The sequence below is a fragment of the Streptomyces sp. NPDC050738 genome (genome assembly GCF_040654175.1).
Taxonomy (GTDB): Bacteria; Actinomycetota; Actinomycetes; order Streptomycetales; family Streptomycetaceae; genus Streptomyces.
Window position 1 is genome coordinate 140507 of record NZ_JBFAHN010000017.1, and the last position, 26900, is coordinate 167406.

General features: G+C 70.7%; 28 protein-coding genes. 14 read left to right on the forward strand and 14 right to left on the reverse strand.

The window, feature by feature from the left end:
• Positions 1–87: 87 nt before the first annotated feature.
• Together AB0H78_RS32435 and AB0H78_RS32440 are read left to right on the forward strand one after the other, a co-directional pair.
• Positions 88–684 carry a helix-turn-helix domain-containing protein gene (locus AB0H78_RS32435; RefSeq protein WP_363238291.1) on the forward strand — a complete coding sequence of 199 codons (597 nt, stop codon included), beginning with the start codon at positions 88–90 and terminating at the stop codon, positions 682–684.
• Entirely contained in the window at positions 681–899 is a 219-nt protein-coding gene (locus AB0H78_RS32440) for a DUF6011 domain-containing protein (protein ID WP_363238292.1), read from the forward strand. Before AB0H78_RS32435 ends, AB0H78_RS32440 begins: the two co-directional genes overlap by 4 nt.
• 25 nt (positions 900–924) lie before the next feature.
• Here AB0H78_RS32440 and AB0H78_RS32445 read toward each other — a convergent pair whose 3' ends face one another.
• From AB0H78_RS32445 to AB0H78_RS32460, 4 genes are all read right to left on the reverse strand, one after another.
• Positions 925–1890, reverse strand: a complete 966-nt coding sequence (locus tag AB0H78_RS32445; protein WP_363238293.1) for a hypothetical protein — start codon at positions 1888–1890, stop codon at positions 925–927.
• A gap of 324 nt (positions 1891–2214) precedes the next feature.
• Positions 2215–2373 carry a hypothetical protein gene (locus AB0H78_RS32450; protein WP_329115506.1) on the reverse strand — a complete coding sequence of 53 codons (159 nt, stop codon included), beginning with the start codon at positions 2371–2373 and terminating at the stop codon, positions 2215–2217.
• Positions 2374–2430: 57 nt separating this feature from the next.
• Positions 2431–3396: an aldo/keto reductase gene (locus AB0H78_RS32455; RefSeq protein ID WP_363238294.1), complete on the reverse strand. Its 966-nt coding sequence runs from the start codon at positions 3394–3396 to the stop codon at positions 2431–2433.
• An 82-nt stretch (positions 3397–3478) separates the two neighbouring features.
• On the reverse strand, positions 3479–4069 hold the full coding sequence (locus tag AB0H78_RS32460) for a winged helix-turn-helix transcriptional regulator (protein ID WP_363238295.1): 591 nt from the start codon (positions 4067–4069) through the stop codon (positions 3479–3481).
• An 88-nt stretch (positions 4070–4157) separates the two neighbouring features.
• Here AB0H78_RS32460 and AB0H78_RS32465 point away from each other — a divergent pair, with 88 nt between their 5' ends.
• Both AB0H78_RS32465 and AB0H78_RS32470 read left to right on the forward strand, forming a co-directional pair.
• Positions 4158–5369 carry a pyridoxal phosphate-dependent aminotransferase gene (locus AB0H78_RS32465; protein WP_363238296.1) on the forward strand — a complete coding sequence of 404 codons (1212 nt, stop codon included), beginning with the start codon at positions 4158–4160 and terminating at the stop codon, positions 5367–5369.
• A gap of 23 nt (positions 5370–5392) precedes the next feature.
• Positions 5393–5758 (forward strand): VOC family protein, encoded by a 366-nt coding sequence (locus AB0H78_RS32470; RefSeq protein ID WP_363238297.1) that lies wholly within the window; start codon positions 5393–5395, stop codon positions 5756–5758.
• Between the two features lie 81 nt (positions 5759–5839).
• On the opposite strand, the gene AB0H78_RS32475 is transcribed toward AB0H78_RS32470, so the two are convergent.
• From AB0H78_RS32475 to AB0H78_RS32510, 8 genes are all read right to left on the reverse strand, one after another.
• Positions 5840–7069 (reverse strand): TerD family protein, encoded by a 1230-nt coding sequence (locus tag AB0H78_RS32475; RefSeq protein ID WP_363238329.1) that lies wholly within the window; start codon positions 7067–7069, stop codon positions 5840–5842.
• Positions 7070–7120: 51 nt separating this feature from the next.
• Positions 7121–7342 (reverse strand): hypothetical protein, encoded by a 222-nt coding sequence (locus tag AB0H78_RS32480; protein ID WP_363238298.1) that lies wholly within the window; start codon positions 7340–7342, stop codon positions 7121–7123.
• Between the two features lie 18 nt (positions 7343–7360).
• Positions 7361–8359, reverse strand: coding sequence for a zinc-dependent alcohol dehydrogenase family protein (locus AB0H78_RS32485; RefSeq protein WP_363238299.1), 999 nt, complete (start codon positions 8357–8359; stop codon positions 7361–7363).
• On the reverse strand, positions 8356–9201 hold the full coding sequence (locus tag AB0H78_RS32490) for a carbohydrate ABC transporter permease (RefSeq protein ID WP_363238300.1): 846 nt from the start codon (positions 9199–9201) through the stop codon (positions 8356–8358). The genes AB0H78_RS32485 and AB0H78_RS32490 overlap by 4 nt, the downstream gene beginning before the upstream one ends.
• Positions 9198–10148 (reverse strand): sugar ABC transporter permease, encoded by a 951-nt coding sequence (locus tag AB0H78_RS32495; protein WP_363238301.1) that lies wholly within the window; start codon positions 10146–10148, stop codon positions 9198–9200. Before AB0H78_RS32495 ends, AB0H78_RS32490 begins: the two co-directional genes overlap by 4 nt.
• Positions 10145–11515 (reverse strand): sugar ABC transporter substrate-binding protein, encoded by a 1371-nt coding sequence (locus AB0H78_RS32500; protein WP_363238303.1) that lies wholly within the window; start codon positions 11513–11515, stop codon positions 10145–10147. Before AB0H78_RS32500 ends, AB0H78_RS32495 begins: the two co-directional genes overlap by 4 nt.
• A gap of 86 nt (positions 11516–11601) precedes the next feature.
• Positions 11602–12363 (reverse strand): DeoR/GlpR family DNA-binding transcription regulator, encoded by a 762-nt coding sequence (locus AB0H78_RS32505; RefSeq protein WP_363238304.1) that lies wholly within the window; start codon positions 12361–12363, stop codon positions 11602–11604.
• A 240-nt stretch (positions 12364–12603) separates the two neighbouring features.
• Positions 12604–13413: an NAD(P)-dependent oxidoreductase gene (locus tag AB0H78_RS32510; protein ID WP_363238305.1), complete on the reverse strand. Its 810-nt coding sequence runs from the start codon at positions 13411–13413 to the stop codon at positions 12604–12606.
• A 224-nt stretch (positions 13414–13637) separates the two neighbouring features.
• Here AB0H78_RS32510 and AB0H78_RS32515 point away from each other — a divergent pair, with 224 nt between their 5' ends.
• Both AB0H78_RS32515 and AB0H78_RS32520 read left to right on the forward strand, forming a co-directional pair.
• Positions 13638–14594, forward strand: coding sequence for a 5-dehydro-4-deoxyglucarate dehydratase (locus AB0H78_RS32515; RefSeq protein ID WP_363238306.1), 957 nt, complete (start codon positions 13638–13640; stop codon positions 14592–14594).
• Positions 14591–15751: a hypothetical protein gene (locus AB0H78_RS32520; RefSeq protein WP_363238307.1), complete on the forward strand. Its 1161-nt coding sequence runs from the start codon at positions 14591–14593 to the stop codon at positions 15749–15751. The genes AB0H78_RS32515 and AB0H78_RS32520 overlap by 4 nt, the downstream gene beginning before the upstream one ends.
• On the opposite strand, the gene AB0H78_RS32525 is transcribed toward AB0H78_RS32520, so the two are convergent.
• Positions 15694–16929, reverse strand: coding sequence for an MFS transporter (locus AB0H78_RS32525; RefSeq protein WP_363238308.1), 1236 nt, complete (start codon positions 16927–16929; stop codon positions 15694–15696). The genes AB0H78_RS32520 and AB0H78_RS32525 overlap by 58 nt on opposite strands.
• A 309-nt stretch (positions 16930–17238) precedes the next feature.
• Here AB0H78_RS32525 and AB0H78_RS32530 point away from each other — a divergent pair, with 309 nt between their 5' ends.
• The 7 genes from AB0H78_RS32530 to AB0H78_RS32560 all read left to right on the forward strand — a co-directional run bounded on the left by AB0H78_RS32530 (position 17239) and on the right by AB0H78_RS32560 (position 25301).
• Entirely contained in the window at positions 17239–18657 is a 1419-nt protein-coding gene (locus AB0H78_RS32530) for an amidase (protein WP_363238309.1), read from the forward strand.
• A 124-nt stretch (positions 18658–18781) separates the two neighbouring features.
• Positions 18782–20308 (forward strand): ABC transporter substrate-binding protein, encoded by a 1527-nt coding sequence (locus AB0H78_RS32535; RefSeq protein ID WP_363238310.1) that lies wholly within the window; start codon positions 18782–18784, stop codon positions 20306–20308.
• A gap of 2 nt (positions 20309–20310) precedes the next feature.
• On the forward strand, positions 20311–21321 hold the full coding sequence (locus AB0H78_RS32540; protein ID WP_363238311.1) for an ABC transporter permease: 1011 nt from the start codon (positions 20311–20313) through the stop codon (positions 21319–21321).
• Entirely contained in the window at positions 21318–23138 is a 1821-nt protein-coding gene (locus AB0H78_RS32545; RefSeq protein WP_363238313.1) for a dipeptide/oligopeptide/nickel ABC transporter permease/ATP-binding protein, read from the forward strand. Before AB0H78_RS32540 ends, AB0H78_RS32545 begins: the two co-directional genes overlap by 4 nt.
• Positions 23131–23907: an ATP-binding cassette domain-containing protein gene (locus AB0H78_RS32550; RefSeq protein ID WP_363238314.1), complete on the forward strand. Its 777-nt coding sequence runs from the start codon at positions 23131–23133 to the stop codon at positions 23905–23907. The genes AB0H78_RS32545 and AB0H78_RS32550 overlap by 8 nt, the downstream gene beginning before the upstream one ends.
• Positions 23908–23957: 50 nt before the next feature.
• Positions 23958–24506, forward strand: a complete 549-nt coding sequence (locus tag AB0H78_RS32555; protein WP_363238315.1) for a hypothetical protein — start codon at positions 23958–23960, stop codon at positions 24504–24506.
• Between the two features lie 30 nt (positions 24507–24536).
• Positions 24537–25301 (forward strand): MBL fold metallo-hydrolase, encoded by a 765-nt coding sequence (locus AB0H78_RS32560; RefSeq protein ID WP_363238316.1) that lies wholly within the window; start codon positions 24537–24539, stop codon positions 25299–25301.
• A 9-nt stretch (positions 25302–25310) separates the two neighbouring features.
• On the opposite strand, the gene AB0H78_RS32565 is transcribed toward AB0H78_RS32560, so the two are convergent.
• A complete protein-coding gene (locus tag AB0H78_RS32565; RefSeq protein ID WP_363238317.1) occupies positions 25311–26294 on the reverse strand; it encodes a WYL domain-containing protein in 984 nt (327 codons plus the stop codon).
• Positions 26295–26397: 103 nt separating this feature from the next.
• Between AB0H78_RS32565 and AB0H78_RS32570 the strand changes: the two genes are divergently transcribed.
• A complete protein-coding gene (locus AB0H78_RS32570; protein ID WP_363238318.1) occupies positions 26398–26793 on the forward strand; it encodes a RidA family protein in 396 nt (131 codons plus the stop codon).
• Positions 26794–26900: the final 107 nt, after the last annotated feature.

A 26900-nucleotide genomic window follows, 5' to 3' on the forward strand; every position in this document is an offset into this window, starting at 1 on the left:
GCGGGGACTGTCTCCGGTTAGCACTCGCTAAGATACGGAGACCATCCCCGCTTCGCAAGGAGTGCCAGGAACCAGAGGAGTTCGCCGATGCCCAAGCCGATGCGCGCCGATGCGCGCCGCAACTACGACCGCCTGCTCGAAGTTGCCGCCGTGGCCTTCGCCGAGCGCGGCGCGGACGCGTCGCTCGACGACATCGCCAAGCGTGCGGGGGTCGGATCCGGCACGCTCTACCGGCACTTCCCGTCCCGGCGGGACCTCCTCGAAGCGGTCTACCTCGAAAGCATCGACGAACTCACCGACCGGGCACTGGAGTTCATCGCCTCCGAGCGGCCCGCGGGCGACCTGCTGGCCGAGTGGCTGCAGCTCCTGGCCGAGCAGATGATCCGGCTCAGCGGCCTCAAAACGCTCCTGGGCGAGGCGATGACCGATGGCACCTCGCCGGTGATCTCGGTCTGCAGCGGCCGCCTGAAGGACGCGGCATCGGATCTCCTCGCGGCCGCGCAGAAGGCTGGTGCCGTACGGGCCGACCTCGAGCCCACCGAACTCCTTCGGCTCACCCATGCGGTGGCCACCGCGACCGAGCTGGGGGCCGGGACACCGCAGCAGATCGGCCGCTACCTCACCCTGATCCAGGAGGGCGTCAACGCGCCTGGAGTGATCCGTTCGGTCACACTGACCGGGTGACCCAGGATTCCGAACTTCTGCCCGATTCCGCACCGGAGGGCGTACGCCGCCCGGTGCGGTGCCGTATGTGCGGCCGCCCCCTGAAGGGCAAGGCCTCGCGCAGGACGGGCCTTGGGCCCGCGTGCGACGCGAAGCTGCATCCGGGGCCGGGTCCGGAGATCAGGACCCGGCGCCATGAGGTGATGCAGGACCCGCTGCCCGGGGCCGAGGGCTAGCGGGCGGAGCCGTACACGACTGCTGTCAGGAGCAGTTGATGATGAGCGAGGTCAGGGCGGTGCAGCTGCGGCTGGCGGAGTCGTTGGCCGCGTTGGTGTCGGCGGGGCTGCTCGCGGTGCGGGTGGCGGTCACCTTGTAGGTGGTGCCGAGGCTGAGCAGGCCGACGGGGGCGCTGAAGTGCCGGGTGACGCTCGCGGCCGGGGCCAGGTTGGTGACGGTGCAGGTCACCGCACCCGATGCGACGGTGCAGTCAGGGCTGGTGGCGCCCATCGGGGCGGGCAGCGGGGCCTTGACGGTGCCGGTGGTGGCGGTCGCGGGGCCGTTGTTGGTGATCGTCAGCGTGTAGTCGATACGGCCGTTGAGGAGCCGGGGAACGGGGGTCGCCGTCAGTGCGACACCGAGGTCGGTTGTCGGCGGGGCGGTGACGGTGAACGTCGCGCTGTCCGGGGAGAAGTACTCCGGTACGTACCCGTGGGCATCGCCGTACGTCTCGCCGTAGGGGTCGAACCCGTAGGCGCCGGGCTGGGCGTCGGCGCGCACGGTGGTGTTGATGGTCACCGCGCCGGCGGACTGCGCCGGGATCCGGGTTCCGCCGAAGGTGCCCCAGGACACGATGGGGTGCGGGTGGTTGGGGTCGGCGCTGTCGAGGCCGTTGGCGCTGCACAGCTCCGGTGCGGAGCCCTGATCGGTGGTGCAGGTTCCGGGGGCGAACGGGCCGCCCGAGCCGGTGGAGAACAGCTCCGCCAGGAACGTCGAGGGATCCGTGTACGGGTTGGTGAACGCCACGGTGATGGTGACCAGGGCGCCGGGCGGGGCACTGGTCGGGCTGATGCTGATCGTTGCGTTCGCCGAGGTCAGGGTGGCCGTGTCGGCGTGTGCGGGGGTGGCCAGCGCGGTCAGGCCGCCTGCGGCGAACGCCAGGGCTGCGGCGTAGACGGCGGCTCTGCGCCGCAGCGCGTTCCAGCGGGTGGTCGGGGGCGTCGGTTCCACGGGCGTGGTCCTTCCCTGAGGCTTGCGGAGGAGCCACGTGCAGGCATCCGCCGCAGGGGTGTGATGACCGCTGCCGGCCGTGGCCGGCAGCGGTGGAGCGGCTGGATGCCCCCCGCCGGTTCCCGGGCGCAGCCGGACCTCAGGGTGAAGGGCGGCGGCCGGAGTCGGCCGTCGTTGTGTCCGGGATCAGGATCTTGTCCGGAGCTCTGGGCGGCAAGGCACTATTGCGCCGGATTTGGCTCTGCACGGCCCCCGGTGTCCGGTTCTGGCAGGAACGGACGGTGTCGGGTGCTTCGTCGCGTACGCGCCGGACGCCCTGCCGCTCTAGGCGGCGGGCTCGATGCCGCTCGCGCGGATTGCCGCCGCCCACTCGACCAGCAGGACTTCATAGTCCTCGGCCGGCCATTCGCCGTCCGCCGACTGGGCGTCGACGAACCGCCGGATGGCGTCGTTCGCCTCGGAGGCGGAAGGGGTGGTGGGCATACGAACAAGGTTACGGCCTGCCACTGACAGTTAACCCCCATTCGGGCGTGGGATCCGTCACGCGTTCGTGGCGCAACCCAATCGCTCGAACACCGCTCCCTCCAAACGGAGTTCGAGAGAGCCCAGACTCTCCTCCAGCTGCGCCACACTGCTCGCTCCGACCACGGGAAGCACCGCGGGCGTCCCCTGCATCAGCCACGCCATCACCACCTGGTTGACCGTCGCGCCCAGTTCCCCGGCCACCTCGCGCAGCACCGCCAGGCGTGCGGTCGAGTCCGGGTGGTCGTACTCGGCCGGTATCGGCTTGGCGGGGTTGGAGTAGGCGCCGCCGAGCTGCGGCGAGTAGGCGATCAGCGTCAACTCCGGCTCGTTGCGCACGTAGTCGAGCAGTTCGTCGGTGGCGAAGGGATTGACCCCGCCGTCCGCTCCGGGCCTCGGCCGCAGATAGGTGAGCCGCTGCTGGACCGCGCTGTACGGCGTCGCCCCGAGCTCAAGTGCCGCCGCCTGCGACTTCTCGATCCGCCAGGTGGCCAGATTGCTGCATCCCAGCGCCCGTACCTTCCCCGCGTCGACCAACTCCCCGAAGGCGCCCATGGTTTCGTCCACGGGTGTCCGCCGGTCCTCGATGTGTGCGTAGTACAGATCGATGCGGTCGGTGCCCAGATTGCGCAGACTCGCCTCGGCCTGCTTGCGTATCACCGGCGCGGAGAGTCCCTCGGCGTTCCCCGGCCACTCGTCCAGCGGCCCGGTCGCGAGCCCGCCGACCTTCGTCGCCAGGACGACCTGATCGCGCACCCCGCGGCTGGCGAGCCACCGCCCGAGCAGCAGTTCGCTCTCCGACCCGCTCGCCCCGTCCACCCAGAACGCATAGCAGTCCGCCGTGTCGATGAACGTGCCGCCCGCCTCCAGGAACCGGTCCAGGATCGCGAACGAGGTCGCCTCGTCCACCCAGGTCCCGAAACCCATCGCGCCCAGGCAGATCCCACTGACCTCGCCCGCCCCACGGATGCTTCGCTGCTTCATCGCGCAGTCCTCCCCATCGGCCCCCGCAGCGGCAGCAGTTGCCGTTGCGTGCCGGAGTCTGCACGTTCGCGTGCACGCGAAGTCAAGCGGTCTCGATCTTCACCCGCCCGTCCCGCACGCCTTCCTCCAGCGTGAACTCGCCCTGTACGAGACCGAGACAGGTGTCCGCGTCCATGGTGACCGTCGCATCGGGCCGGTCGGCGGGTCCTTCGCCGTACAGCGGGTCGCCGTCCCCGGTCCGTACGTGGAAGACGCCCTCGTCGAGCCGTACCTCCACCAGGCCGGCCACGCTCTCCAGCCGCCGCGCCAGCGGCACGGCGAACCAGTGCGCCCGTACCGCGTCCGTGGGCCGGCGCTCGGCCAGCGCGGGTGCGCCCCACTCGGCCAGGGCCGTGAGTACGGGCAGCAACTCCCGCCCCCGTGCGGTGAGTTCGTACACGAAAGCCGAGGCGGGTGCAGGCAGCTTCCGCCGTGTCGCGAGCCCTTCGCGCTCCATGTCCTTGAGCCGCGAGGCCAGCACGTCGGTGCTCACGCCGGGCAGGTCGGCGTGCAGGTCGGTGTAGCGGCGCGGGCCCGCAAGGAGCTCGCGGACGATCAGCAGGGTCCAGCGGTCGCCGACGGAGTCCAGGGCTCGGGCGGCGGCGCAGTACTGGTCGTAGCTTCGGCGTGACATGGCACGCAGTCTAAACAAGAAGTTGGACTTTCCAAGCTCGGGCTTGGTAAAACCAAGTGACGCAAGTGAGACCTGGGAGGGCCACGGCATGGAGTTCCGCCAGTCGAGCAAGTTGAGCGAGGTCTGTTACGAGATCCGCGGCCCGGTGATCGAGCAGGCGAACGCGCTGGAGGAGGCGGGCCACAGCGTCCTGCGCCTCAACACCGGCAACCCCGCGCTCTTCGGCTTCGAGGCGCCCGAGGAGATCGTCCAGGACATGATCCGGATGCTGCCCCAGGCCCATGGCTACACCGACTCCCGCGGCATCCTCTCCGCCCGCCGCGCGGTCGCCCAGCGCTACGAGGCCCTCGGGATCCCCGACATCTCCGTCGACGACATCTTCCTCGGCAACGGCGTCTCCGAGCTGATCTCCATGGCGATGCAGGCGCTCATCGAGGACGGCGACGAAGTCCTCATCCCCGCCCCGGACTTCCCGCTCTGGACGGCGGTGACCACCCTCGCCGGCGGCAAGGCGGTCCACTACCTCTGCGACGAGCAGGCGGAGTGGTACCCGGACCTCGACGACATGGCGTCGAAGATCACGGACCGCACCAAGGCCATGGTCATCATCAACCCCAACAACCCCACCGGCGCCGTCTATCCGCGCGAGATCGTCGAGGGCATGCTCGACCTGGCCCGCAGGCACGGGCTGATGGTCTTCGCCGACGAGATCTACGACCAGATCCTGTACGACGACGCGGTGCATCACAGCGCCGCCGCCCTCGCCCCCGACCTGGTCGTCCTCACGTTCTGCGGTCTCTCCAAGACCTACCGCGTCGCGGGCTTCCGCTCCGGCTGGCTGCTGATCACCGGCCCCAAGCAGCACGCGAAGAGCTTCGTGGAGGGCCTGACGATGCTCGCCTCCATGCGCCTGTGCGCCAACGCCCCGGCGCAGTACGCCATCCAGGCCGCGCTCGGCGGCCGCCAGTCGATCCGCGAGCTCACGGCTCCCGGAGGCAGACTGCACGAACAGCGCGACAAGGCTTGGGAGAAGCTCAACGAGATCCCCGGCGTCTCCTGCGTGAAGCCCAAGGGTGCCCTGTACGCGTTCCCGCGTCTCGACCCCAAGATCCACAAGATCCACGACGACGAGAAGTTCGTGCTCGACCTGCTCCTCCGCGAGAAGATCCAGGTCGTCCAGGGCACGGGCTTCAACTGGCCCACCCCGGACCACTTCCGGATCCTCACGCTCCCGTACGCCGACGACCTGGACGCCGCGATCAGCCGCATCGGCCGCTTCCTCAGCGGCTACCGCCAGTGATCATGCGCCACTATGGTGGGCCGATGTCTTCGATCAAGCAGGTTCAGGTCACCTTCGACTGCGCGGACCCCGAGCGCGTCGCCCAGTTCTGGGCCGAGGTGCTGGGGTACGAGCACCAGGGCTGCGTGGCCGCCGACCCCTCCGGCGTGGGCCCGCGGCTGTACTTCCAGCGCGTCCCCGAAGGCAAGGTCGTCAAGAACCGGGTCCACCTCGATGTCCGGGTCGGGACCGGCCTCGTGGGCGAGGCGCGCCTCGCCGCACTCGAGGCCGAGTGCGCACGGCTGATCCCGCTCGGCGCGGTCCGCGGGCAGCTGCTGCTCGCCGACGAAGAGAACGAGTCGTGCCTGAACATGCAGGACATCGAGGGCAACGAGTTCTGCCTCGACTGACCTGCCGCGACGGCGTCCCCCGAGGGGCGGGTCCACTGTTTCAGTGGGCGCCGCCCCTCGGGGTTTCTGCTCTGCGTGCTCCTACAGCGCTCCGGCCGCCGGCTTGACCATGCCGCGGACCGTGCGGGACTTCACGAAGTCGCCGACCGCCGTCATCTCCCACTCGCCGGAGAACTGCCTGATCAGTTTTGCCATGATCACGCCCGTCTGCGGCTCCGTGTTCGTCAGGTCGAAGCGGACCAGCTCCTCGCCGGTCGCCGCGTCGAGCAGGCGGCAGTACGCCTTGGCCACCTCGGTGAACTTCTGGCCCGTGAAGGAGTTCACCGTGAAGACCAGGCCCGAGGCCTCGGCGGGGATGCGGCCCAGGTCGACCACGATCACCTCGTCGTCACCCGCGCCCTCGCCCGTGAGGTTGTCGCCGGAGTGCTTGATCGCGCCGTTCAGGATCGAGAGCTTGCCGAAGTAGCAGCTTTCGAGGTGGTTGCGCTGCGGGCCGTACGCGATGACCGAGGCGTCCAGGTCGATGTCCTTGCCCCGGAACGCGGGCTCCCAGCCGAGGCCCATCTTGACCTGGGTGAGGAGGGGGCGGCCGCCCTTGACCAGGGAAACCGTCTGGTTCTTCTGCAGGCTCACCCGGCCCTTGTCGAGGTTGATCTTGCCGGAAGAAGGGGCGGGGGCGGCGGCCGGGGCGGGCGCGGGCGGTGCGGGGTGCATCGCGGGCTGGGCGGGCGGGGGTGCCTGCGGCATCGGGGGTGCGACCGGCGGGGCGGCGGTCACCGGCGGGGCGACCGGGGCCGGGGTGGCGGCCGCGGGGGCCGGGTCCTCCACCGAGACGCCGAAGTCCGTGGCGATACCGGCCAGCCCGTTTGCGTAACCCTGGCCCACCGCGCGGACCTTCCATGCGCCGTTGCGCAGGTACACCTCGACGATGACCAGCGCCGTCTCCGTGCCCAGCTGGGGCGGGGTGAACGAGGCGATCGCGCTGCCGTCGTCCGCGCCGCGGATCGTGGCCGTGGGCTCGATGCCCTGGAAGGTCTGGCCCGCGGCGTCGGGGCTGGCGGTGACGACGATCTTCTCGATGCCCGCAGGGACCGCGGCCGTGTCGATCACGATCGCGTCGGGGGCGGACCCGCCGCCGGAGCGGTAGGTGACGCCCGGTCCTGCGGGCTGGTTGTAGAAGATGAAGTCGTCGTCGTTGCGCACCTTGCCGTCGGCGGTGAGCAGCAGGCCCGACACGTCGAGCCGCACCGGTGCCGACACGTCCACCGCGACGCGGGTGGTCGGGAGCGGGATGTTCGAGCCTGGGGTCATTGCGGTCATGCCGGGAACAACGAGCGGACCGTCTTTACAGTTCCTTGAAGGTCAGCCGCGGTTTCTGGGGTGGTTGCGGGCCGTGCGCTCGTTGCCGTGTTTGTACGCACCGGTCCAGCGCGCCATCACCAGCTGCGGGTCGCCCGAGTCCACCTCTGCCAGGAACTGTTCCGCCCGCGGGCCGCGCAGGGTGCCCGCTGCGCGGCCCTGGTGGGTGATCACCACGGTGCCGTCGGTGCGCTGGCTGCAGGTGAATCCGTGTGGTCTGGGCATGACACGGAAGGTAGCCGGTCAGTGTGCCGGGGTGACGACTATTTTCCGGCCCAGGCCCGAGCTGAAGCGGTCCAGCGCCGCCGGGTAGTCGGCGAGCGGCAGTCGGTCGCTGATGAAGACCGCGGGGTCCAGGACGCCCGCCGCGAAGAGCTCCGCAGCCCGCTCGTAGCTGTGCAGGACCGCCATGGAACCAGTGATCGTGATCTCCTGGTTGTAGATCTTGTACGGGTCGATCGTGGCGCGCGTCGCATAGTCCGCCACGCCGAACTGGAGGTACGTGCCCGCCTTCGCCACCCGGTTCAGGCCGTCCTGGATCGCCGCCGCGTTGCCCGTCGCGTCGATCACCACGTTCCAGCCGTCCCCGGCCCGCGACAGCTCCTCGGCGGAGGTCGCCGTCGCCGTGCAGCCGAGGGTGCGCGCCGTGGTCAGCCTGTCCTCGTTGAGGTCGACGACGTCCACGCTCGCCGCGCCCGTGCGCTTCGCGAGCTCCAGCATCATCAGGCCCATCGTCCCCGAGCCGTAGATCAGCACGTGGGAGGCGAGCTGCGTCCGCAGGACGTCGTAGCCGCGCACCGCGCAGGAGAGCGGTTCGATCAGCGCCGCGTCCTGGGTGCTGATGTGATCGGGCAGCCTGACGCAGTTGGCCGCGGGGGCCACCGCGTACTCGGCCGCCCCGCCGGCCGTCGTCACCCCGATCGCCGCCCAGCGCTCGCACATGTTGTTGTGGCCCAGGCGGCAGTAGCGGCACTCGTAGCAGTACAGCGAAGGGTCCACCGCCACCCGGTCGTCCAGGGCGAGTGACGTCACCTCCGACCCGAGTGCGACCACCCTGCCGGCGAACTCATGGCCGGGGACCACCGGGAGGGTGGGAGCGAACTCCCCCTGGAGGATGTGGAGATCGGTGCCGCACAGGCCGCAGGCGGCCACCTCCACCACGACATCGCGCGGTCCCGGGGTGGGGTCGGGGACTTCTCCGTAGACGACCTTGCCGACGGATTCGATGATGGCGGCCTTCATTTGACGGCTCCCAGAGAGAGGCCCTGGACCAGCTTGTCCTGGGCGGCGAAACCTGCGGCGAGCACCGGCAGGGAGATGGCGAGCGACGCGGCGCACACCTTGGCCAGGAACAGGCCCTGGCTGGTGATGAAGCCGGTCAGGAAGACGGGGGCGGTCTGGGCGACCACGCCGGTCAGCACCCGGGCGAAGAGCAGCTCGTTCCAGCTGAAGATGAAGCAGATCAGGGCTGTTGCCGCGATGCCGGGGGCCGCGATCGGGGCGACGATGCGGGTCAGGACGGTGGGGAGGCGGGCGCCGTCCACCCGGGCCGCTTCGATGATCGCGACGGGCACCTCGGCGAGGAAGGACTGCATCATCCATACCGCGATCGGCAGGTTCATCGAGGTGTAGAGGATGACCAGCATCCAGATGTTGTCGAGCATGCCGGTGTTCTTGGCGAAGAGGTAGAGGGGCAGGAGGCCCGCCACCACGGGCAGCATCTTGGTGGAGAGGAAGAAGAAGAGGACGTCCGTCCACTTCTTCACCGGGCGGATCGAGAGTGCGTACGCCGCCGGGAGCGCCAGGACCAGCACCAGTAGCGTCGAAGCTCCCGACGCGACAAGGGAGTTGGCAAGGGCCGGCCAGGGGCTGGCGCCGCCGCCCGCGCCGAAGAACTCGCGGTAGCTGTCGAGGGTGAGCGGGGCGGTGAGCGACGGGGGGTTCGTCGCCGCGTTCGCCTCGGAGTGGAAGGAGGTGAGGGCCATCCAGGCGATGGGGAGGAAGAAGAGGATGCCCAGCAGCCAGGCCAGCAGGCCGAGCGCCGCACCGCGGTGGAGGCGGAGGGGGAGGTGGAGGGACTTCATGAGCGGGACGCCTCCTCGCTGAAGAGGGACGAGACCACGCGGAGTGCGAAGGTCGCGATGATGATCGTGCCGATGACGACCAGGACGCCGGCGGCCGACGCCAGACCGTTCTCGTGGGCCTGGTAGAAGGACTGGTAGACGGTGTACGGGAGGTTTGCCGTGCCCAGGCCGCCCGAGGTGATGGTGAAGACGGCGTCGAAGTTCTGCACGATGTAGATCGAGCCGAGCAGGGCGCCCAGTTCGAGGTAGCGGCGCAGGTGGGGGAGGGTGAGGTAGCGGAAGACCTGCCAGGTGCCCGCGCCGTCGATCCTGGCCGCTTCGATGAGTTCGGGGGAGCGGCTCTGCAGGCCGGCCAGCAGGATCAGCATCATGAACGGGGTCCACTGCCACACCAGGGACGCCTCGACCGCCATGAGCGGGTTGGCGGAGACCCAGTCGCGCTGGGGTGCGCCGTCGCCTCCGACCCAGTGCAGTACGCCGTTGAGCAGGCCGTACTCAGGGTTGTAGAGGACGTGCTTCCACAGCAGCGCGGCCGCCACCGGCACCACCAGGAACGGGGCGATCAGCATCGTGCGGACGATGCCCCGGCCCTTGAAGCTGCGGTCCAGGAGGAGCGCCAGACCCAGGCCGACGACCAGGCTGGTCAGGACCACCGCCGCCGTCAGGATGACGGTCGTCAGGACCGACTTGCGCAGGTCCGGGTCGGTGAGGACCTCTTGGTAGTTGGCGAAACCGGTGAAGCTGCGGGCCTTGGGGTAGAGCGAGTTCCAGTTGAAGAAGGAGATCACCACCGTTGCCACGAAGGGCAGTTGGGTGACCGCGATCATGAAGATCAGTGCGGGGAGCAGCGGGGCGCGGGTCGCCCAGGCGCGCATACGGGCGCTGGGCGGGCGGGCGGACGCGGTGGTCCTTGCGGTCGTGGATGCGGGGACGCTGGTGGCGGTCATCGGCCCTTGTACTCCTTCGCGATCTTCGCTGCGAGCCGCTGGGAATTCCTCAGGGCCTTCGCCACGGACTGGCGTCCCGCGATGGCCGCGCTGATCTCCTGGGAGACCTTGGTGCCGAGGTCGGTGAACTCGGGGATGCCGACGAACTGGATGCCGGGCGCGGGGCGCGGCTGCACCCCCGGATCGCGCGGCCTGGCGTCGGCGATGGCGGCCCGGGTGATGTCGGCGAAGGTCGCCGCCTCCTTGCGGTAGGCGGGGTTCTCGTACGTCGAAGTGCGCTTGCCCGCAGGGACGTTGGCCCAGCCACTGGTGGAGCCCACCAGGTTCTCGTAGCCCTTGCTCGACGCCCAGGAGATGAACTTCCAGGCGTCGTCGGGGTTGTGGGAGGTCTTCTGCAGGCCCCAGGCCCAGGTGTAGAGCCACCCCGAGTTCGTCGTCCTGTCCACCGGGGCGGGGGCGTAACCGATCTTCCCCTTCACCGGGGAGCCCGACGCCTCGAGGAGTCCGGCGGCCGAGGTCGCGTCGTACCACATGGCCGTCTTGGACTGGGTGAGGTTGTTGAGGCACTCGGCGAATCCGGACTGGGCCGCCCCCGACTCGCCGTGCTCACGCACCAGTTGGACGTAGAAGTCGGTGGCCTCCTTGAAGGCAGGGGAGTCCAGGCGGGCCTTCCAGTCCTTGTCGAACCAGGTGCCGCCGAAGGTGTTGACGACGGTGGTGAGCGGGGCCATCAGCTCGCCCCAGCCGGGCAGTCCGCGCAGGCAGATGCCCCGCATCCCGGACTGCGCGCCGTCCGCCTGCGCGGCGAGGTCGGCGACCTGCTGCCAGGTGGGGTGGGCCGGCATGGTCAGGTTCTTCGCGGCGAACACGTCCTTGCGGTACATGAGGAAGGACGACTCGCCGTAGAACGGTTCGCCGTAGAGCTTCCCGTCGGCGGCGGTGAGGGACTGGCTGAGCGGGGGCAGGATGTCCTGCTGGTCGAAGGCGGGGTCCTTCGCCGCGTACGTACCGAGTTCGTGGAGCCAGCCGTTCTTGGCGTAGATCGGGATCTCGTAGTTGGAGAGGGTGGCGACGTCGTACTGGCCCGCCTGGTTGGCGAAGTCCTGGCTGATCTTGTCGCGCACGTCGTTCTCGGGCAGCACGGTGAAGTTCACCTTGATGCCGGTGGTGCGGGTGAAGTGCGCGGCCGTGAGCTTCTGGAGTTCGGTCATCTGGGGGTTGTTGACCATCAGGACATTGATGGAGTGGGAGCCGGACCCGGTGCCTCCGGCTCCTGTCCAGCAACCGGTGATCAGCGGGGAGAGCAGCGTCCCTGCGGCGGTCAGCGCGAGCAGTGCGCGTGGCCTCCGGCGGCTCTGGGTTCGCATAGGTGCTCCTGGTCGAGGGCGTACGGTGCCTTGCCGACTGCCCGTTGCAGCCGGTGAGTTGACGTGCGGATCGTGGTCGTACGGGGTCAGGCGCGGATGACCTGCGGCCCCAGCAGGGAGTAGCGCTGCGCCTCCGACGAGGGGAGCAGGGTGCTGGTGACGATCGCCTCGAAGGTGGAGACCGCGGCGAACCTGCAGAAGCTGGCCGCCCCGAATTTGGTGTGCGCGCCGACGAAGACGCTGCGGCGTGCCGATCTGATGGCCTGTGCCTTGACCTCGGCGACCGCGGGGTCGGGTGTGGTGAGGCCGTGTTCGCGGGAGATGCCGTTGGCGCCGATGAAGGCCAGGTCGATGACGAACCCGGCGAGCATCTTGGTCGTCCAGTGGTCCACGGTGGCCAGGGTGCCGGGCCTGAGCCGGCCGCCGAGGAGCAGTACGGTCGTCTGCTCGGCGGTGGCGAGGGACTTGGCGGTCGCCAGTGAGGCGGTGACGACGGTCAGCCGGCGGTCGTGCGGGAAGGCTTCGGCGATCAGCTGCGGTGTGAAGCCCTCGTCGACGAAGACGGTTTCGGCGTCCTCGAGGAGCTGCGCGGCCGCGGCCGCGATCCGCCGTTTCTCGGGGACATGCAGGGTGGTGCGGACGTCCAGGGTGGTCTCGAAGCCCGCGCTCTCGACCGGGTAGGCGCCGCCGTGCGTCCTGCGGATGAGGCCGTGGTCCTCCAGGGCGCGCAGGTCGCGGCGCACGGTTTCCTTGGCGACGCCCAGCTGGACGGCGAGTTCGCCGACGTCGACGGAGCCCGCGTGCCGTGCCGTATGGACGATGTCGCGTCGGCGCTGTTCCGTACTCACTTCACCCGCACCTCCCTCTGCCGCTGCCTCGCGCTGCCCGTTCGGGCCCGTCTGGAGAGTTGTACCGCCGGGGACCGGAGGTTGAACAGGCAGAATGCGGGCTCGATCGTGCCCGTTTGTGACCGGTCGGGAGGGGGCGGCGGGTGTTCCACCTGGAGCGGTGCGCCCGTCCGGGCGCGACGGAGGCCCGCCCGGTGTCCGGACGGGCCCGTTTGACGCCCGTTTCAGCGGTCGGCTCGCTCAGTACGGCCAGATCGGCGGGTCGGTGAGGAAGGGGCCGCCGAGGTGGGTGTGGGCCGGGTTCGAGCGGTCGAGCTCGCCCTGTTCGGCGATGATCTTCTCGGCGAACTGCTCGGAGTCGTCCTGGGGTTCGTAGCCCAGCGCCTTCGCCGAGGTGAGGTCCCACCACAGGCGGGTGTTGGCGGAGGAGCCGTAGACGACCGAGTGCTGTACGTCCTCGGCGGTCAGTGCCGCGTGGAAGAGGCGGGCGCCGTCGCCCGGGCTCATCCAGACCGAGAGCATCCGCACCGACGTCGGCTCCATGAAGCAGGAGCCGATCCGCACCGAGACCGTCTCCTGGCCGAACTTGTCCCAGTAGAGCTGGGCGAGGTCCTCGCCGAAGCACTTGGAGAGGCCGTAGTACGTGTCCGGGCGGCGCGCGGCGTCGATCGGGATCAGCGGCTCGCCGTCCAGGGGGGCCGGGGTGTAGCCGACCGCGTGGTTGGAGGAGGCGTTGACGATGCGGGCGACGCCGGCTTCGCGGGCCGCCTCGTAGAGGTTGTAGGTGCCTTCGATGTTCGCCTTGAGGATCTTGTCGAAGGTCGATTCCAGCGAGATTCCGGCGAGGTGGATGATGGCGTCGACACCGCTGACCGCCTCGCGCAGCGCCTCCTTGTCGGCGAGGTCGGCGCAGATCGCGGTGGGCTCGCCCTCGATCGGGGTGACGTCGAAGAGGCGGAGTTCATATCCGTACGCGGGGAGCAGCCCCCGCATCAGGGTGCCGAGGCCGCCGGCGGCTCCGGTGAGCAGGATGGTGCGGGGAGCGGGCATGGGCGGAACTCTCCTCGGTGATTCAGGTCCGAACGGATGTGTCCATAGACGCTATTCACATCCATGGACAAACTAAGGAGCCTCGCCGAGCCCCGTCAAGTGTCGCGCGGAGCCTCGGATTCCACGTCCGTCTCAGCGTTTCCCGTCTTGACCGGCCGTGTGCTGCTGGCTTAGCGTGGTCGCGTTCAAGAATATAAACACCGATCAGAACTGTGCACGACTGGATGCCCCAGGGAGCGCCCGTGTCCTCAGCCCTCGCCGGCCGACTTGATGGCCTGCTGTTCTTTCCCGTCACCGCGTACGGGCCGGACGGCTCCATCGACCTCGACGCCTTCCGTGCGCATGTGCGGAGCGGAGTCGACTCCGGCGCCGCAGCGGTCTTCGCCTGCTGCGGTACCGGCGAGTTCCACGCCCTGACCCAGGACGAGTTCGGCTCGCTCGTGGCCGCCGCCGTCGAGGAGGCGGCGGGCCGGGTGCCCGTCGTCGCGGGCGCGGGCTACGGTACGGCGCTCGCCGTCCAGTACGCCAGGACCGCCGAGGCCGCCGGGGCGGACGGCCTGCTCGCCATGCCGCCCTACCTCGTCGTCGCCGACCAGGCCGGGCTGCTGCGCCACTACACCGAACTCGCCGCGGCCACCTCCCTGGACACCATCGTCTACCAGCGCGACAACGCTGTCTTCACCCCCGAGACCGTCGTCGCGCTCGCCCAGGTCGAGCGGATCATCGGCCTCAAGGACGGTCACGGCGACCTCGACCTGATGCAGCGCATCGTCAGCGCCGTACGGACCGAACTGCCCGGCAGCGAGTTCCTCTACTTCAACGGACTGCCCACCGCCGAACTCACCGGCCTCGCCTACCGGTCGCTGGGCATCACCCTCTACTCCTCGGCCGTCTTCTGCTTCGCCCCCGACATCGCGCTCGCCTTCCACAAGGCGCTCAACTCCTACGACGACGAGACGGTCAACCGCCTCCTCGACGGCTTCTACCGGCCGCTCGTCGAACTGCGCAACCAGGGCCGCGGATACGCCGTTTCGCTGGTCAAGGCGGCGGTGCGGCTCGGCGGTCTGGACGTCGGCGAGGTGCGCCCGCCGCTCAGCGAGCCGACGGCCGAGCACATCGCGCAGCTCACCGCGATCATCGCGCGCGGGCGCGCCGTCCTCGGTTCGGGGGCCTCCGCGTGAAGACCTCCGCCTTCGTCTACCCCTGGGACGTCGTCGGCGACCCGGACGCCGCCGCCCGCATCGCGGACCTCGGCATCCAGCAGGTCACCCTCGCCTCCGCCTACCACTCCACGCGCGCCCTGACCCCGCGCCACCCGGTCCACCGGATCGTCACCGCGGAGCACGCGTCCGTCCTGTACCCGGCGGACTCCCGCTGGGAGGGCCGCACGCTGCGGCCGTACGCGGCAGGCTCCTGGGCCCCCACCGCCGACCCGTACGGCGAGGCGGCGGCCGCGCTCGCCGACGCGGGGCTCGACGTGCACACCTGGGTCGTGCTGGCCCACAACTCCCGCCTGGGCGCCGAACATCCGGCCACCTCCGTCGTCAACGCCTACGGCGACCGCTACCCCTGGGCGCCCTGCATCGCCCAGCCGGAAACCCGCGCCTACCTCGTCGACCTCGCGGCCGAGGCGGCATCACGCCCCGGCGCGAGCGGCACCGAGCTGGAGTCGCTCGGCTGGTACGGACTCGCCCACCTGCACGCCCACGACAAGATCGCCGGCGTGGGACTCGGGGACGCGGCCCAGTACCTGATGTCGCTCTGCTTCTGCGCCTCGTGCGCGGCCGGCTACGCCGAACTCGGCCTCCCCGCCGAGGAGTTGAAGGACGCCGTCCGCCGCGCACTCGACCCCCTCTGGTCCTCGGGCAGTTCCGAAGCGGGCTGGCCCGCGATCGAGAAGCTGCTGGGTGCCGACGTCGCCGCCGCTACGCTCGACTGGCGTACGCGCACCGCCCGTTCGCTCCAGGAGGAGGCCGTGGCGGCCGTACGTACCGCCGCCGCCCCCGGCTTCCAGGTCCTGCTGCACGCGGATCCGACCCCGTACCACTGCGGCGCGAACGTCGGCGTGGACCCGGCCCACATCCTCTCCGTGGCCGACGGCGTGGTCGTGCCCTGCGCGGGCGGCCCCTCGCTGCTCGCCCCGTTCGCCGAGCACGCCACCGAGGACACCGTGCTCGCGGCCAACTTCACCGTCGTCTCCGGCATGGGCGGCAGCCCGGCGACCCTGCGCGCGGACGTCGACCGCGCGGTGCAGCTCGGCGCGACCCAACTGCGCCTGTATCACGCGGGGTTGGCGTCCGAGGCGGACCTGGCGGCTGTACGGTCGGCCCTCGCCTGACCGGACCCGACCAGAGCCGCGGCGGCGAGCAGCCCCGCCACCCCGGCCACCGGCAGCAGTACACGGATGTCCACCACGGCGACCAGACCTGCCCCCGCCGCCAGCGCCAGCGCATTCGGTACGAAGACCGCGGTGTTGGCGGTGGCGGCGGTACGGCCCAGCATCCCGGCCGGGGTCTCGCGCTGCACCGCGGTCAGCGCAGCGATCACCACACACGGCAGACCGAGCCCGATCGCCGCACTGCAGAGCAGCGCCACGGAGTCGTAGGGCAGCGCGCGCAGCCCCACCGCCGCCGCGAACACCGCGATCCCGCCCGCCGCGAACACCCGCTCGGGCAGCCGCCGCATGAGCGGTCCCGCGAGGAGTCCGGCCGCGACCGAGCCGGCGCCCTGGGCGGCGTACAGCACACCGGCGTACGAGGGCGAGTGCCCGAGCCCGCGGTCCACCACGGCGTACGTCGCCGCCCCGTTCAGCCCCGCGAGCAGCATCGTCGCCCCGCCCGCGCACACCAGGGGCCGCAGCACGGGGGAGTGCCACAGGGTGCGGGCGCCGGCGGCGGTGTCGGCGAGCCACTGTCCGCGGGGGGCGCGGGCCGGCTTCTCCTCCCGTACGCGCAACGAGGCGAAGATCCCGGCGGCCAGTGCGAAGGTCGCCGCGTCCAGGAGCGCCACCGCCGCGCCGCCGAAGCGGACGTACAGGCCCGCGCCGGCGAGCGGGGCCACGAGCTTCATGCCCTCGGTCACCGCCATCCGCAGCCCGTTGAAGTCGCCGAGCAGCCTCCGGTCGACCGCCGCAGCCATCAGACCGGCCTCGGCGGCGTCCGCCACGACGCCCTGCGCGCCGTACACCGCCAGGACGGCGAAGAGGATCCAGAGCCGGTCCGCGGAGTCCACCGCGAGCAGAGCGGACAGCAGAGCCGCGACGACGAGGTTCGACCAGACCAGCAGCGGTCGGCGCCGGACGCGGTCGGCGAGGGTCCCCAGGAGCGGTCCTGTCAGCGAGGGCGCCCACATCGCGAACACGGTCAGGGCGGCCAACGCGTCCGAGCCGGTGAGGGACTTGACCCACACCCCGGCTGTCAGCCACATCGCGCCGGTGCCGAAACCGGAGACGACGACGCCCGTCAGATACAGCCCCGCATTACGGTCCCGCAGGACCCGCCCGATCGTTGTTGCCATCCGTCGAGCGTGGCAACTGAGGCCCCGGGTCACGCATCGGGCAGATGACCTATCCGCGGAACCTAACCCCGCAGGCGTCCGTCGCACAAGGGTGAATGACCGACTGGTCGGTATCTGTCCCCCTGCCAGGGCGAATCCGCTCGGAATGCATGATTCCAAGTTGCGATCGCATGACGTACTGACCGGTCGGTATTGACAGGGGGCCGCTGCGAGGTTGTGATTCCTGCGTCACCGCCGACCGGTTGCCGCACGTTGGGCAATCGTTCTCTCAGCGTGTTCGTCGCTACGACCGAGAGGGAAGACCCGCACATGTACGACGGCTTGGATGCAGTGGCGCAAGCGAGCGCCGTACGCCACGGCAAGGTGAGCCCGGTCGAACTCGTCCGGCACAGCCTCGACCTGATCGAGGCCCACGACGCGACGCTCGGGGCCTTCATCACGGTCACCGCGGATGCGGCCCTGGACCAGGCGCGGGCGGCCGAGCGGCGTATCGCATCGGAGGACCCCGACGGGCTTCCGCCGCTGTTCGGCGTGCCGACCGCGATCAAGGACCTGACGCCCACGGCCGGTGTGCGCACCACGTTCGGATCCAAGGCGTACGACACCCACGTCCCGGACGTGGACGCGCACAGTGTGACCCTGCTGCGTGCGGCCGGGACGATCAGCCTCGGCAAGACCAATACGCCGGAGTTCGGCCTGTCCGCGTACACCGACAACGACGTGCGGGGCCAGGCGCGTTCACCGTGGGACATCACGCGCTCCGCCGGCGGCTCCAGCGGCGGGGCGGCGGCCGCGGTCGCCGCCGGACTCGTACCGTTCGCGCACGGCAGTGACGGGGGAGGCTCCCTGCGCATCCCCGCGAGCAGCTGCGGGATCTTCGGGCTGAAGCCCTCGCGGGGACGGGTGAGCCCGGGGCCCGACGCCAATGTGGCGGGCCTCGCCGTGGAGGGCCCGCTGTCCCGTACGGTGCGGGACGCGGCGGCGATGCTGGACGCGCTGTCGGTGCCGATGCCGGGCGACGCGTACTGGGCGCCGCCGCTTCCGGACGGTGAGTCCTTCCTCGCGCACACCTCCCGGGAGCCCGGCAGGCTGCGGATCGCCCGCTACGCCGACCTGGGCGACAGCGGCTTCGCGGTGGATCCGGTGTGCCGGGCCGCGTACGAAGAGGCCACCGAACTCCTCACCTCGCTCGGCCACGACGTCGAAGAGGTGGCCAACCCCTTCGTGGCGGAGCTCGGCGAACTCTTCTTCACCATCTGGGGAGTTCAGGCCCTGCGCTACGAGGTCCCGCCCGAGCACGAGGAGCTCCTGCGCCCCGTCACCCGCTTCTGGCGCGAACGCGGCAGGCAGACCAGCGCCGAGGACTTCTACCGCGCGCTCGCGGGGCAGCAGCGGCTCAGCCGCCGGGTCGTCGAGGCCACCGAGCCGTACGACGCGGTCCTCACCCCGACCATGGGGATGCAGCCACAGCCCCTCGCGTACTTCGAGGGCGAACCCGGCGAGGAGCTGATGGGGCAGATCGGCCGCCAGAGCCTCTTCTCGCCGTTCACCAGCGCCTACAACCTCACCGGCCAGCCCGCGGCCAGCCTGCCGCTGCACTGGACCGAGGACGAACTGCCCATCGGGATCTCGCTCACCGGCCGCCCGGCCGGCGAGGCCCAACTGCTGTCGCTCTGCGCACAGCTGGAGGCGGCCAGCCCCTGGGCCCACCGCCGCCCCGCCCTCTGACCAACCCCAACCGACCTCACACCGGCCCAGCCCACCGCCCACACCGCACCGTCGCGCCCCGGAGGCACGCATGGCCAGATCAGTACGCCCGTTTTCGCCCCGACTCATACCGATCCTGCTCTGTGTGGGACTCGGCGCGACCGCCACCGCGTGCACGACCAGCAGCGGCGACGGATCGACCTCGGCCAAGGGAGACGGCGGGCGGGTCACCGCCGTCATGGCCTCCGACCCCACCTCGCTCGACCCGAGCAAGGGCACGATCGCGGCCGACTTCCAGATGGCGCGCATGACGTACGACTCGCTGGTGGGCCGTGACGACGGCGGCAGAATCGTCTCGGCGCTCGCGGAGAAGTGGAGCGCGACCGCCACCAAGGCCGAGTTCACCCTGAAGTCCGGGATCACCTGCACGGACGGCACGAAGCTCACCGCAGCCGATGTCGCCGCCTCGCTCAACCGGTTCGGCGACCCCAAGAACGGTGCGGTCGCGGCCGCCCAGGTCTTCGGTGCGGGCAACACCGTCACCGCCACGTCGGACGATGCCTCGCGCAAGGTCACCGTCCAGCTCAAGAACCCCTGGTCCGACCTGCTGTTCGGACTCGCGATGCCGCAGTCGGGCATCATCTGTCCGGCCGCGCTCAAGAACCCCGACCTGCTGAAGAACGGCGGCAAGGGCGCGGGCACGGGCCGCTACTACCTGACGAAGGCGCAGCCGGGCAGCGTCTACAACCTCACCGCGCACGACGGCTACACCTGGGGCCCCGCGTACGCCAAGCAGCCCGCGGGCACGGCCCCCTCGTCGGCGGACATGCGGGTCATCCAGTCCGAGGCCACCATGGCCAACGAACTGCAGACCGGCACGCTGGACTCCGCCGGATTCACCGGGGCCGACGCCGCACGGTTCACCGGCAAGGCGGGCTTCAAGATGGAGCCCGCACCGATCGTGCGCATGATGGTCGTCTTCAACGAGCGCAAGGGCCACCCCGGCGCCGACGCGAAGGTACGCAAGGCGGTGGCGGCCGCACTCGACCGCAAGGCGTTCAACCAGGCCGTCACCCGCGGCTCCGGACAGCTGATGACCAGCATCGCCGACGCCGCAGTGCCGTGTGTGTCCAAGGACGAGTCGCTGCTCACCGCGTACGACACCAAGGCGGCGGCCGCGGACCTCAAGGGCCTGAAGATCACCGTCGAGGGGACGAACGCGGTCGCGGGCGGCGCCGGCAACGAGTACGTCCAGGCCGCGCTGAAGGCCGCGGGCGCCAAGGTCACCCTGCGCAATGTCGCCAGCGCGACCTGGGGCACCGAAGTGCTCGGCAACAAGGGCGACTGGGACCTCACCGTGCTGCCCAACCTCAACCTGACGAACCTGCTCACCACCCCGGCGAGCCTCATGTCGGGCGCCGAGCCGCCCAACGGCCGTAATTTCGGCGGCATTCAGAACCCGGACTTCGACAAGGCCTTCGGCCAGGCACTGTCCACGACCGACACCGCCGCCAAGTGCGCCGCGTGGGGCACCGCCCAGAAGTCACTGCTGACGCGCACCGACGTCGTACCGCTGGCCGCGGTCAACGTCTACTACGTCGACGGCAGCCGGATCGTGTCGGCCGCGCCCGACGGACTGTACGACCCCGGCACCATCCGGCTGAAGAAGTAGTGATGAGCCAGGCCGTGCGGGTGACACCCGCTGTCAAGGTGGCGCAGGGGAAGGTCCGTTCGCCGTGGGCGGGCTTCCTGGTGCGCAGGCTCGTCGGCCTGGCCGGTGTGCTGCTCACGCTGGTCGTCGGCACCTTCCTGATGATCCAGCTGGTCCCCGGCGACCCGGCCCGTCAGGTGGCCGGGTCGGGTGCCACCGCCGGGCAGATCGAACAGGTCCGCCATGAGCTGGGCCTGGACCGGACGCTGTGGGACCAGTTCGTCTCGTACGTCGGCGGGCTGTTCCACGGTGACCTCGGGAACTCGTTCACGGGCGGGCGCCCGGTGGCCCAACTGATCGGCGACAGGCTGCCGTTCACCGCCCAGCTCGCTCTCATCGCGATGGTGGTGGTCCTGCTGGTGAGCGTGCCGCTGGGCATGGCGGTCGCCGTCGCCTGCCGCGGCGGGCGACGCCGCTGGCTGGACTCCGGCTTCACCGCCGTCACGGCGGTCGCCGGAGCCGTGCCGGAGTACGTACTGGCGACCGTGCTCGTGCTGGTCTTCGCGGTCACCTGGGGTGTGCTGCCGGCCGCCGGGGCCGCCTCGCTCTCCGCGCTGGTGCTGCCGGTGCTCGCCGTCAGCGTCGGGCCCGTCTGCACACTCGCGCGCATCGTCCGCAGGGAGACGGCAGCCGTGCTCACCCAGGACTTCATGCGCACGGCGCGCGGACACCGGCTGCGTTCGCTGCGGCTGTACGCACGCCATGCGCTGCCCAATCTGCTGACCAGCACGCTCACGCTCGGCGGTCTGATCCTCTCGGGGCTCCTCGGCGGCACGGTGATCGTCGAGATCGTCTTCGCCTGGCCCGGCCTCGGCACCGGCGTGGTCAACGCGATCACCGCCCGGGACTACCCGGTCGTGCAGGGCGTCGTCCTGCTGCTCGGGCTGCTCGCCACGCTGCTCAATCTCCTTGTCGACGTCGTCCTGGGCCTCCTCGACCCGCGGACCCTGACCGGAAAGGCGGGCCCCGCATGAGGCGCACCCTGAGGTCGCCGGTGCTGATCGCCGGAATCGTCCTGCTGGGCGGGCTGCTGCTGCTCGCCGTGGTCGGCCCCTTCATCTGGGGGGACGCGGCCGACACACTGACCGGCAACGCCCACCAATCGGCGTCCGCCGCCCACTGGTTCGGAACGGACGCGCTGGGCCGCGACGTCTTCGCCAGGACCATGGCGGCCACCCGGCCCACCCTCGTCATGACCCTGGCGGCCACCGCAGTCGCCGCGGTGGGCGGTATCGGCTTCGGCGCCGTGATCTGGGTGGCGGGGCCCCGTACGCGAGAACTCGGTCAGCGGCTCATCGACGTGATGATCTCCTACCCCAGCGTCCTGTTCGCCCTGATCGTGGCCGCGGTGCTCGGCCCCGGCGCCACGACGTCGGTGGCGGCGATCGGTCTGGCGACCTGCCCGGCCTTCGCCCGCCTGACGACCAACCTCGCCGCCTCGGTCGCTGGGCGGGACTTCGTCGCCACGGCGCGGCTCCTCGGCGTCTCACCGCTGCGGCTGCTGCGCCGCCACCTGCTGCCGAACATCGCCGAACCGCTGCTGGTGCTGCTGTCGGTGGCGTTCACCGCCTCGCTCAAAGCGCTCTCCGGGCTCTCGTTCCTGGGGCTCGGCGCGGACTTCGACTGGGGTCGGCTGCTCGCCTCCGGACTGGAGGGCATCTACGTCAACCCGGCCCCGGCTCTGGGCCCGGCGGCGGCGATCGTCGTCGCGGGGCTCGCGGGCGGACTGATCGGAGATGGACTCGCGGCGGCGGCCAACCCCGGGCAGGAGCACAGGCCGCGGGGTGAACGGGCCAAGATCCGGGCGGTGTTGAAGCCGGTGCAGCCGCCGACACCCGACACCTTCGCGGAGGCCCGGCAGCTCAGCGTCACCCTCCCGGACGGCACGGTGCTCGTCGACGACGTCTCGCTCCAGGTCGGCCGGGGCGAGATCGTAGGCATCGTGGGCGAGTCGGGGTCGGGCAAGAGCCTCACGGCGATGTCCCTGGCCAAGCTGCTCCCCGACGGCCTCACGGCAGACGCCTCGACCCTGCGCGTGGGCGACCTCGACCTGACGGGGGACCCCGAACCCGCGCGTCTGGCGCGGGAGATCGGCATCGTCTACCAGGACCCCTCGGCCTCCTTCAACCCCACCCTGCGGGTCGGCAGCCAGCTCACCGAGGTGCTCCGCGTCCACGAAGGGATCCCCCGCAAGGAGGCGGACCGGCGCGCGGTGGAGCAACTCCGCCTCGCCCATCTCACCGTCCCCGAGCAGCGCATGAAGCAGCACCCGCACGAACTGTCGGGCGGCATGCGCCAGCGGGCGATGATCGCCGCGGCCCTGCTCACCCGCCCCCGGCTGATCATCGCGGACGAGCCGACCACGGCGCTGGACGTCACGGTCCAGGACGAGGTGCTCAAGCTGATCCAGGAGGCCAATCGCCGCGACGGCCTGTCGGTCCTGCTCATCTCGCACGACATGGGAGTGGTCTCGACGGTCTGTGACCGCGTCCTGGTGATGTACGCGGGCCGCCTGGTGGAGGAGCTGCCGGTGGCGGACCTACGGGAGGGTAAGGCGCAACACCCCTACACCCAGGCCCTGTTGGCGGCGACGCCGTCGATCGACAGCGACCGCCCCCTGGCCGCGATCCCCGGCCGCCCGCCCCAGCCGGCGGAACGCCCCTCCGGCTGCGCCTTCGCACCGCGCTGCCCGCTGGCCCGTGCCCAGTGCACGGAGGAACGCCCGGTGCTGCGCACCGAGGGACCACGCGTCGCCTGCCACGCCATCGACTGGGAGCCCGCCCATGCCTGAGCCCGTACTTCGCGTGGAGAACCTGGACGTCTCCTTCGGCCACGGCTCCGGACGCCGCCGTGTGCTCCACGAGGTCACCTTCGACGTGCCCGCAGGCCGCACGCTCGGCCTGGTCGGCGAGTCCGGATCCGGAAAGTCGACGGTGGCCAAGGCGATCGTGGGCCTGGTGCGCCCGCACGGCGGCCGGATCCTGATCGACGGTGAGGACTCGACCCTCGTACGCAAGGGAGCCCTCCAGACCCTGCGCCGCCGGATCCAGCTGATCCCGCAGGACCCGTACGCCTCGCTCAACCCCCGCATGACGGTCGGCGAGGCCATCGCGGAGGCGATCGACCCGCGCAGGGGCAGACTGCGCGAACACCGCCCCCGCGTGGAGGAGTTGCTGGCCAAGGTGGCCCTGGACCCCACCGCCGCGGACCGCTACCCGGCGGCCTTCTCCGGCGGCCAGCGCCAGCGCATCGCGATCGCCCGCGCACTCGCGGTCGAGCCGGAGCTGATCATCGCCGACGAGGTGACGTCCGCGCTGGACTGCTCGGTCCAGGCCGAAGTCCTGGGTGTACTGGACGGATTGCGCCGCGACATGGGCCTGACGATGCTGTTCATCTCCCACGACCTTGCCGTGGTGCGGCACGTCAGCGACGAGGTGGCGGTGATGTCGCAGGGCCGGATCGTGGAGCACCGCACCAGGGACGCACTCTTCGGGGCCCCGGAACACCCCTACACCCAACTGCTGTTGGCGAGCGTCCCGAAGGTCGGTCCGGCCGCCTGATCCGAATATTCGCTGGTCGGCGGAGGGGGCGCGCGCACAAGATGACCTCCATGCCCCCGAAATCCGACCCGCATGCACCAGGTCCCACCGCACACCAGGTGCAGTTCCTGCGCCAGCCCCACCCCGACCTCCCGCACCTGACCGTATGGGGCATCCGGATCGACGGCACGGACCTGCGCACCCTGGTCGCCGACGCGACACGCGAGCTCTGGGGGCGGGAACTCGACGACGATGACGACACCCCGCAGGAGCGTGAGGAGTTCCTCCTGCGCCAGCACGCCCCGCTGTATTTCGACGTCGAAGGCCAGGCCCAAGCCCACTTCCTGGGGGACGCACAACGGGGACTCCGCCATGAAGTGAGCGGTGCCCTGTTCCTCCTGGGCTGCCCTTGCGGCATCGACGCGTGCTGGCCCTTGCTGGCCACCTTCACCGCCACGGAGCAGACGATCACCTGGTCCGCGTTCCACCAGCCCGACCGCCCCCAGTGGGGCGAACTGCCCTTGGGCCCGTACACCTTTCTGCGCGCCCCGTACGAGGCATCCCTGGCGGCCCCGCACCACCTGGCAGAGGATCCGCTGGCCCCGTCACACGAGGCGTGACGCCACGAGGCCCCCTCTTATCCTTCGTGCATGTCGCACCCACTCACCCTCACCGTCCTCGGCACAGCATCCCCGCACCCCGGCCCCGGACGCCCCTGCTCCGGCTACCTGCTGAGCGGCGGTGGAGCGCGCGTGTGGGTGGACGCGGGCCCCGGCACCTTCGCCGAGCTGCAGCGGTACGCGGACCCGGCGCGCCTGGACGCCATCTGGATCTCCCATCTGCACGCCGACCACAGCGCGGACCTGCTCAGTGCGGTGTACGCCCTGGCCTACGGCGGCCTCACCCCGCCCACCCCGATCCCCGTCTACGCACCGGCCGGCTGTGCCCAGCGCCTGGCCGCATTCCTCGGCCGCGAGGACGCCGGATTCCTGGCCGGAATCCTGGACTTCCACGACCTGCACGACGGCCACGAGGCGCGCTTCGGCGCCCTGCGCCTGACGAGCCGGGCCGTCACCCACGACACCGAGGCGTACGGGCTGCGCGCCGAATGCGAGGGCGCCGTGTTCGCCTACTCCGGCGACAGCGGCCCCTGCGCCGCCCTCACCGAACTGGCCCACGGGGCCGATGTGTTGCTCTGTGAGGCCGACATCGACCGGCACACGGGGGAGGAGCCCCAGGTCCACCTGACCCCGGAGGACGCGGGCGCCACGGCACGCGCCGCCGGAGTGGGCCGCCTGATCGTCACCCACGTCGGCCCCACCCTCACCCGCGAGGCGGCCACCGAACGAGCCGCCGCGCAGTTCGGCGGACCCACCAGTGCCGCTCTCGAAGGAGCCGTTATCCGAGCTGCCTGACGCGCAGGTTCAGCACTGAGCGTGACCGGGGTCCTCGTACCGGGCGGCCACCGTGGTGGCACGGTGGCGCAGCGCGGTGCGCAACGCCTCCGGGGCCAGAGCCTCCGCGTCCGTGCTGAGCTGCCACAGCGCCCACTCGGCGTGCCGTACATCCTCGAACGTCACTTCCAGCCGCAGCCAGCCGTCCGCGTCGGGTTGCTCGGTACGGACGGCCAGCGCGGTGGCCAGCAGGTCTTCCCGCCGCGCCGGGTTCACCCGTATCGACACGGCGATGTGGCCGTCGGACAGAAACTGCGCGCAGCGCTCCTGCCAGACCCGTTCCAGATCGACCCGGTCGGGTCGCTGTGCCGGTTCGGGGAGTTCCTCGGCGGCCAGAATCCGCGACAGCCGGTACGTGCGGTCCGCGCCGGATCGCGTGGCCAGCAGATAGCGGCGGTCGCGTACGGTGACGAGGCCGATCGGGTCCACCGTGCGCCACTGCGGCGTCTGGCCCGTGGCCGCGTAATGGATGCGCAGCCGGTGCCCGGCGAGCACCGCGCGCCGGACCTCGATCATGGTCGCGTCGGGCACGTCCTCCGTGACCGGCCGGCGTGACAGCAGATCGGTCTCCGGTTCGACGAGGAGCCGCCGGGCCGCGTCGCTCGCGGTGACCCGATGGCTTTCCGGCAGCGCGTCGACCACCTTGCGCAGGGCCGATGCGAGCTCCGGCCCGAGACCGAACCCCTGCTTGCCGCGCCCCGGTCCCGCGGTCAGCAGGGCAAGGGTCTCGTCGTGGTTCAGCCCGGTGAGCTCGGTCCGGAAACCGGGCAGCAGCGCGAACCCACCGTGCCGGCCGCGTTCGGCATAGACCGGGACGCCGGCCGCGGACAACGCATCGATGTCGCGCAGCACGGTACGGGTGGACACCTCCAGCTCGCGGGCGAGCGTGTCCGCGGTCAGGCGACCGCGCTGACGCAACAGCAGCACCAGCGAGACCAGTCGATCGGCGCGCATGCGAGAACGGTAGCGAATACATGACCAAGGGTGTCGTGATTTGTTGGAAGGCTCCTCACTGCGACGTCGAACTTCCCCTGAAACGAATGGAGCTGATGTGGCAGTGGAGCGAACGGCAGTCAACCCGGTGACGTGGTCGGTGGAGATGGGATTCAACCAGGGCGAGCTCGTCTCGGGGCACACGCGGACCCTGTACTGCTCCGGACAGACCGCTATGAGCGGCGACGGCAAACCCCTGCACGACGGTGACATGGCAGCCCAGTTGACGCTGAGCCTCGACAACCTGGAAGCCGTGCTCGGCGAGGCCGGCATGTCTCTCGCGAACCTTGTCCGGCTCAACGTGTACACCACCGACGTCGATGTGCTGTTCCCGCACTACGGCCTGCTGGGTTCGCGGTTGGGTGCCGCCGGGGTGGCGCCGACCACCACGATGCTCGGGGTGACGCGGCTGGCGATCCCCGGCCAGATGGTCGAGCTGGAGGGGACCGCCGTCGCGTGATGCGGCCATGACCTGTCGACGGGGGCCCCGGCGGCCACACCAGCCCCCCCCCCCGCCGTACCGGGGGGGCCCGCCACAGGGACACAGCCAACCACAACAATGTGGGC

Excerpts from the sequence above, each read along its gene's own strand:
- AB0H78_RS32435 (WP_363238291.1), top strand. The coding sequence starts at position 88 with ATGCCCAAGCCGATGCGCGCCGATGCGCGCCGCAACTACGACCGCCTG.
- AB0H78_RS32450 (WP_329115506.1), bottom strand. The coding sequence starts at position 2,373 with ATGCCCACCACCCCTTCCGCCTCCGAGGCGAACGACGCCATCCGGCGG.
- AB0H78_RS32455 (WP_363238294.1), bottom strand. The coding sequence starts at position 3,396 with ATGAAGCAGCGAAGCATCCGTGGGGCGGGCGAGGTCAGTGGGATCTGC.
- AB0H78_RS32460 (WP_363238295.1), bottom strand. The coding sequence starts at position 4,069 with ATGTCACGCCGAAGCTACGACCAGTACTGCGCCGCCGCCCGAGCCCTG.
- AB0H78_RS32465 (WP_363238296.1), top strand. The coding sequence starts at position 4,158 with ATGGAGTTCCGCCAGTCGAGCAAGTTGAGCGAGGTCTGTTACGAGATC.
- AB0H78_RS32470 (WP_363238297.1), top strand. The coding sequence starts at position 5,393 with ATGTCTTCGATCAAGCAGGTTCAGGTCACCTTCGACTGCGCGGACCCC.
- AB0H78_RS32475 (WP_363238329.1), bottom strand. The coding sequence starts at position 7,069 with ATGACCCCAGGCTCGAACATCCCGCTCCCGACCACCCGCGTCGCGGTG.
- AB0H78_RS32480 (WP_363238298.1), bottom strand. The coding sequence starts at position 7,342 with ATGCCCAGACCACACGGATTCACCTGCAGCCAGCGCACCGACGGCACC.
- AB0H78_RS32485 (WP_363238299.1), bottom strand. The coding sequence starts at position 8,359 with ATGAAGGCCGCCATCATCGAATCCGTCGGCAAGGTCGTCTACGGAGAA.
- AB0H78_RS32490 (WP_363238300.1), bottom strand. The coding sequence starts at position 9,201 with ATGAAGTCCCTCCACCTCCCCCTCCGCCTCCACCGCGGTGCGGCGCTC.
- AB0H78_RS32495 (WP_363238301.1), bottom strand. The coding sequence starts at position 10,148 with ATGACCGCCACCAGCGTCCCCGCATCCACGACCGCAAGGACCACCGCG.
- AB0H78_RS32500 (WP_363238303.1), bottom strand. The coding sequence starts at position 11,515 with ATGCGAACCCAGAGCCGCCGGAGGCCACGCGCACTGCTCGCGCTGACC.
- AB0H78_RS32510 (WP_363238305.1), bottom strand. The coding sequence starts at position 13,413 with ATGCCCGCTCCCCGCACCATCCTGCTCACCGGAGCCGCCGGCGGCCTC.
- AB0H78_RS32515 (WP_363238306.1), top strand. The coding sequence starts at position 13,638 with ATGCCCCAGGGAGCGCCCGTGTCCTCAGCCCTCGCCGGCCGACTTGAT.
- AB0H78_RS32525 (WP_363238308.1), bottom strand. The coding sequence starts at position 16,929 with ATGGCAACAACGATCGGGCGGGTCCTGCGGGACCGTAATGCGGGGCTG.
- AB0H78_RS32530 (WP_363238309.1), top strand. The coding sequence starts at position 17,239 with ATGTACGACGGCTTGGATGCAGTGGCGCAAGCGAGCGCCGTACGCCAC.
- AB0H78_RS32540 (WP_363238311.1), top strand. The coding sequence starts at position 20,311 with ATGAGCCAGGCCGTGCGGGTGACACCCGCTGTCAAGGTGGCGCAGGGG.
- AB0H78_RS32545 (WP_363238313.1), top strand. The coding sequence starts at position 21,318 with ATGAGGCGCACCCTGAGGTCGCCGGTGCTGATCGCCGGAATCGTCCTG.
- AB0H78_RS32550 (WP_363238314.1), top strand. The coding sequence starts at position 23,131 with ATGCCTGAGCCCGTACTTCGCGTGGAGAACCTGGACGTCTCCTTCGGC.
- AB0H78_RS32555 (WP_363238315.1), top strand. The coding sequence starts at position 23,958 with ATGCCCCCGAAATCCGACCCGCATGCACCAGGTCCCACCGCACACCAG.
- AB0H78_RS32560 (WP_363238316.1), top strand. The coding sequence starts at position 24,537 with ATGTCGCACCCACTCACCCTCACCGTCCTCGGCACAGCATCCCCGCAC.
- AB0H78_RS32565 (WP_363238317.1), bottom strand. The coding sequence starts at position 26,294 with ATGCGCGCCGATCGACTGGTCTCGCTGGTGCTGCTGTTGCGTCAGCGC.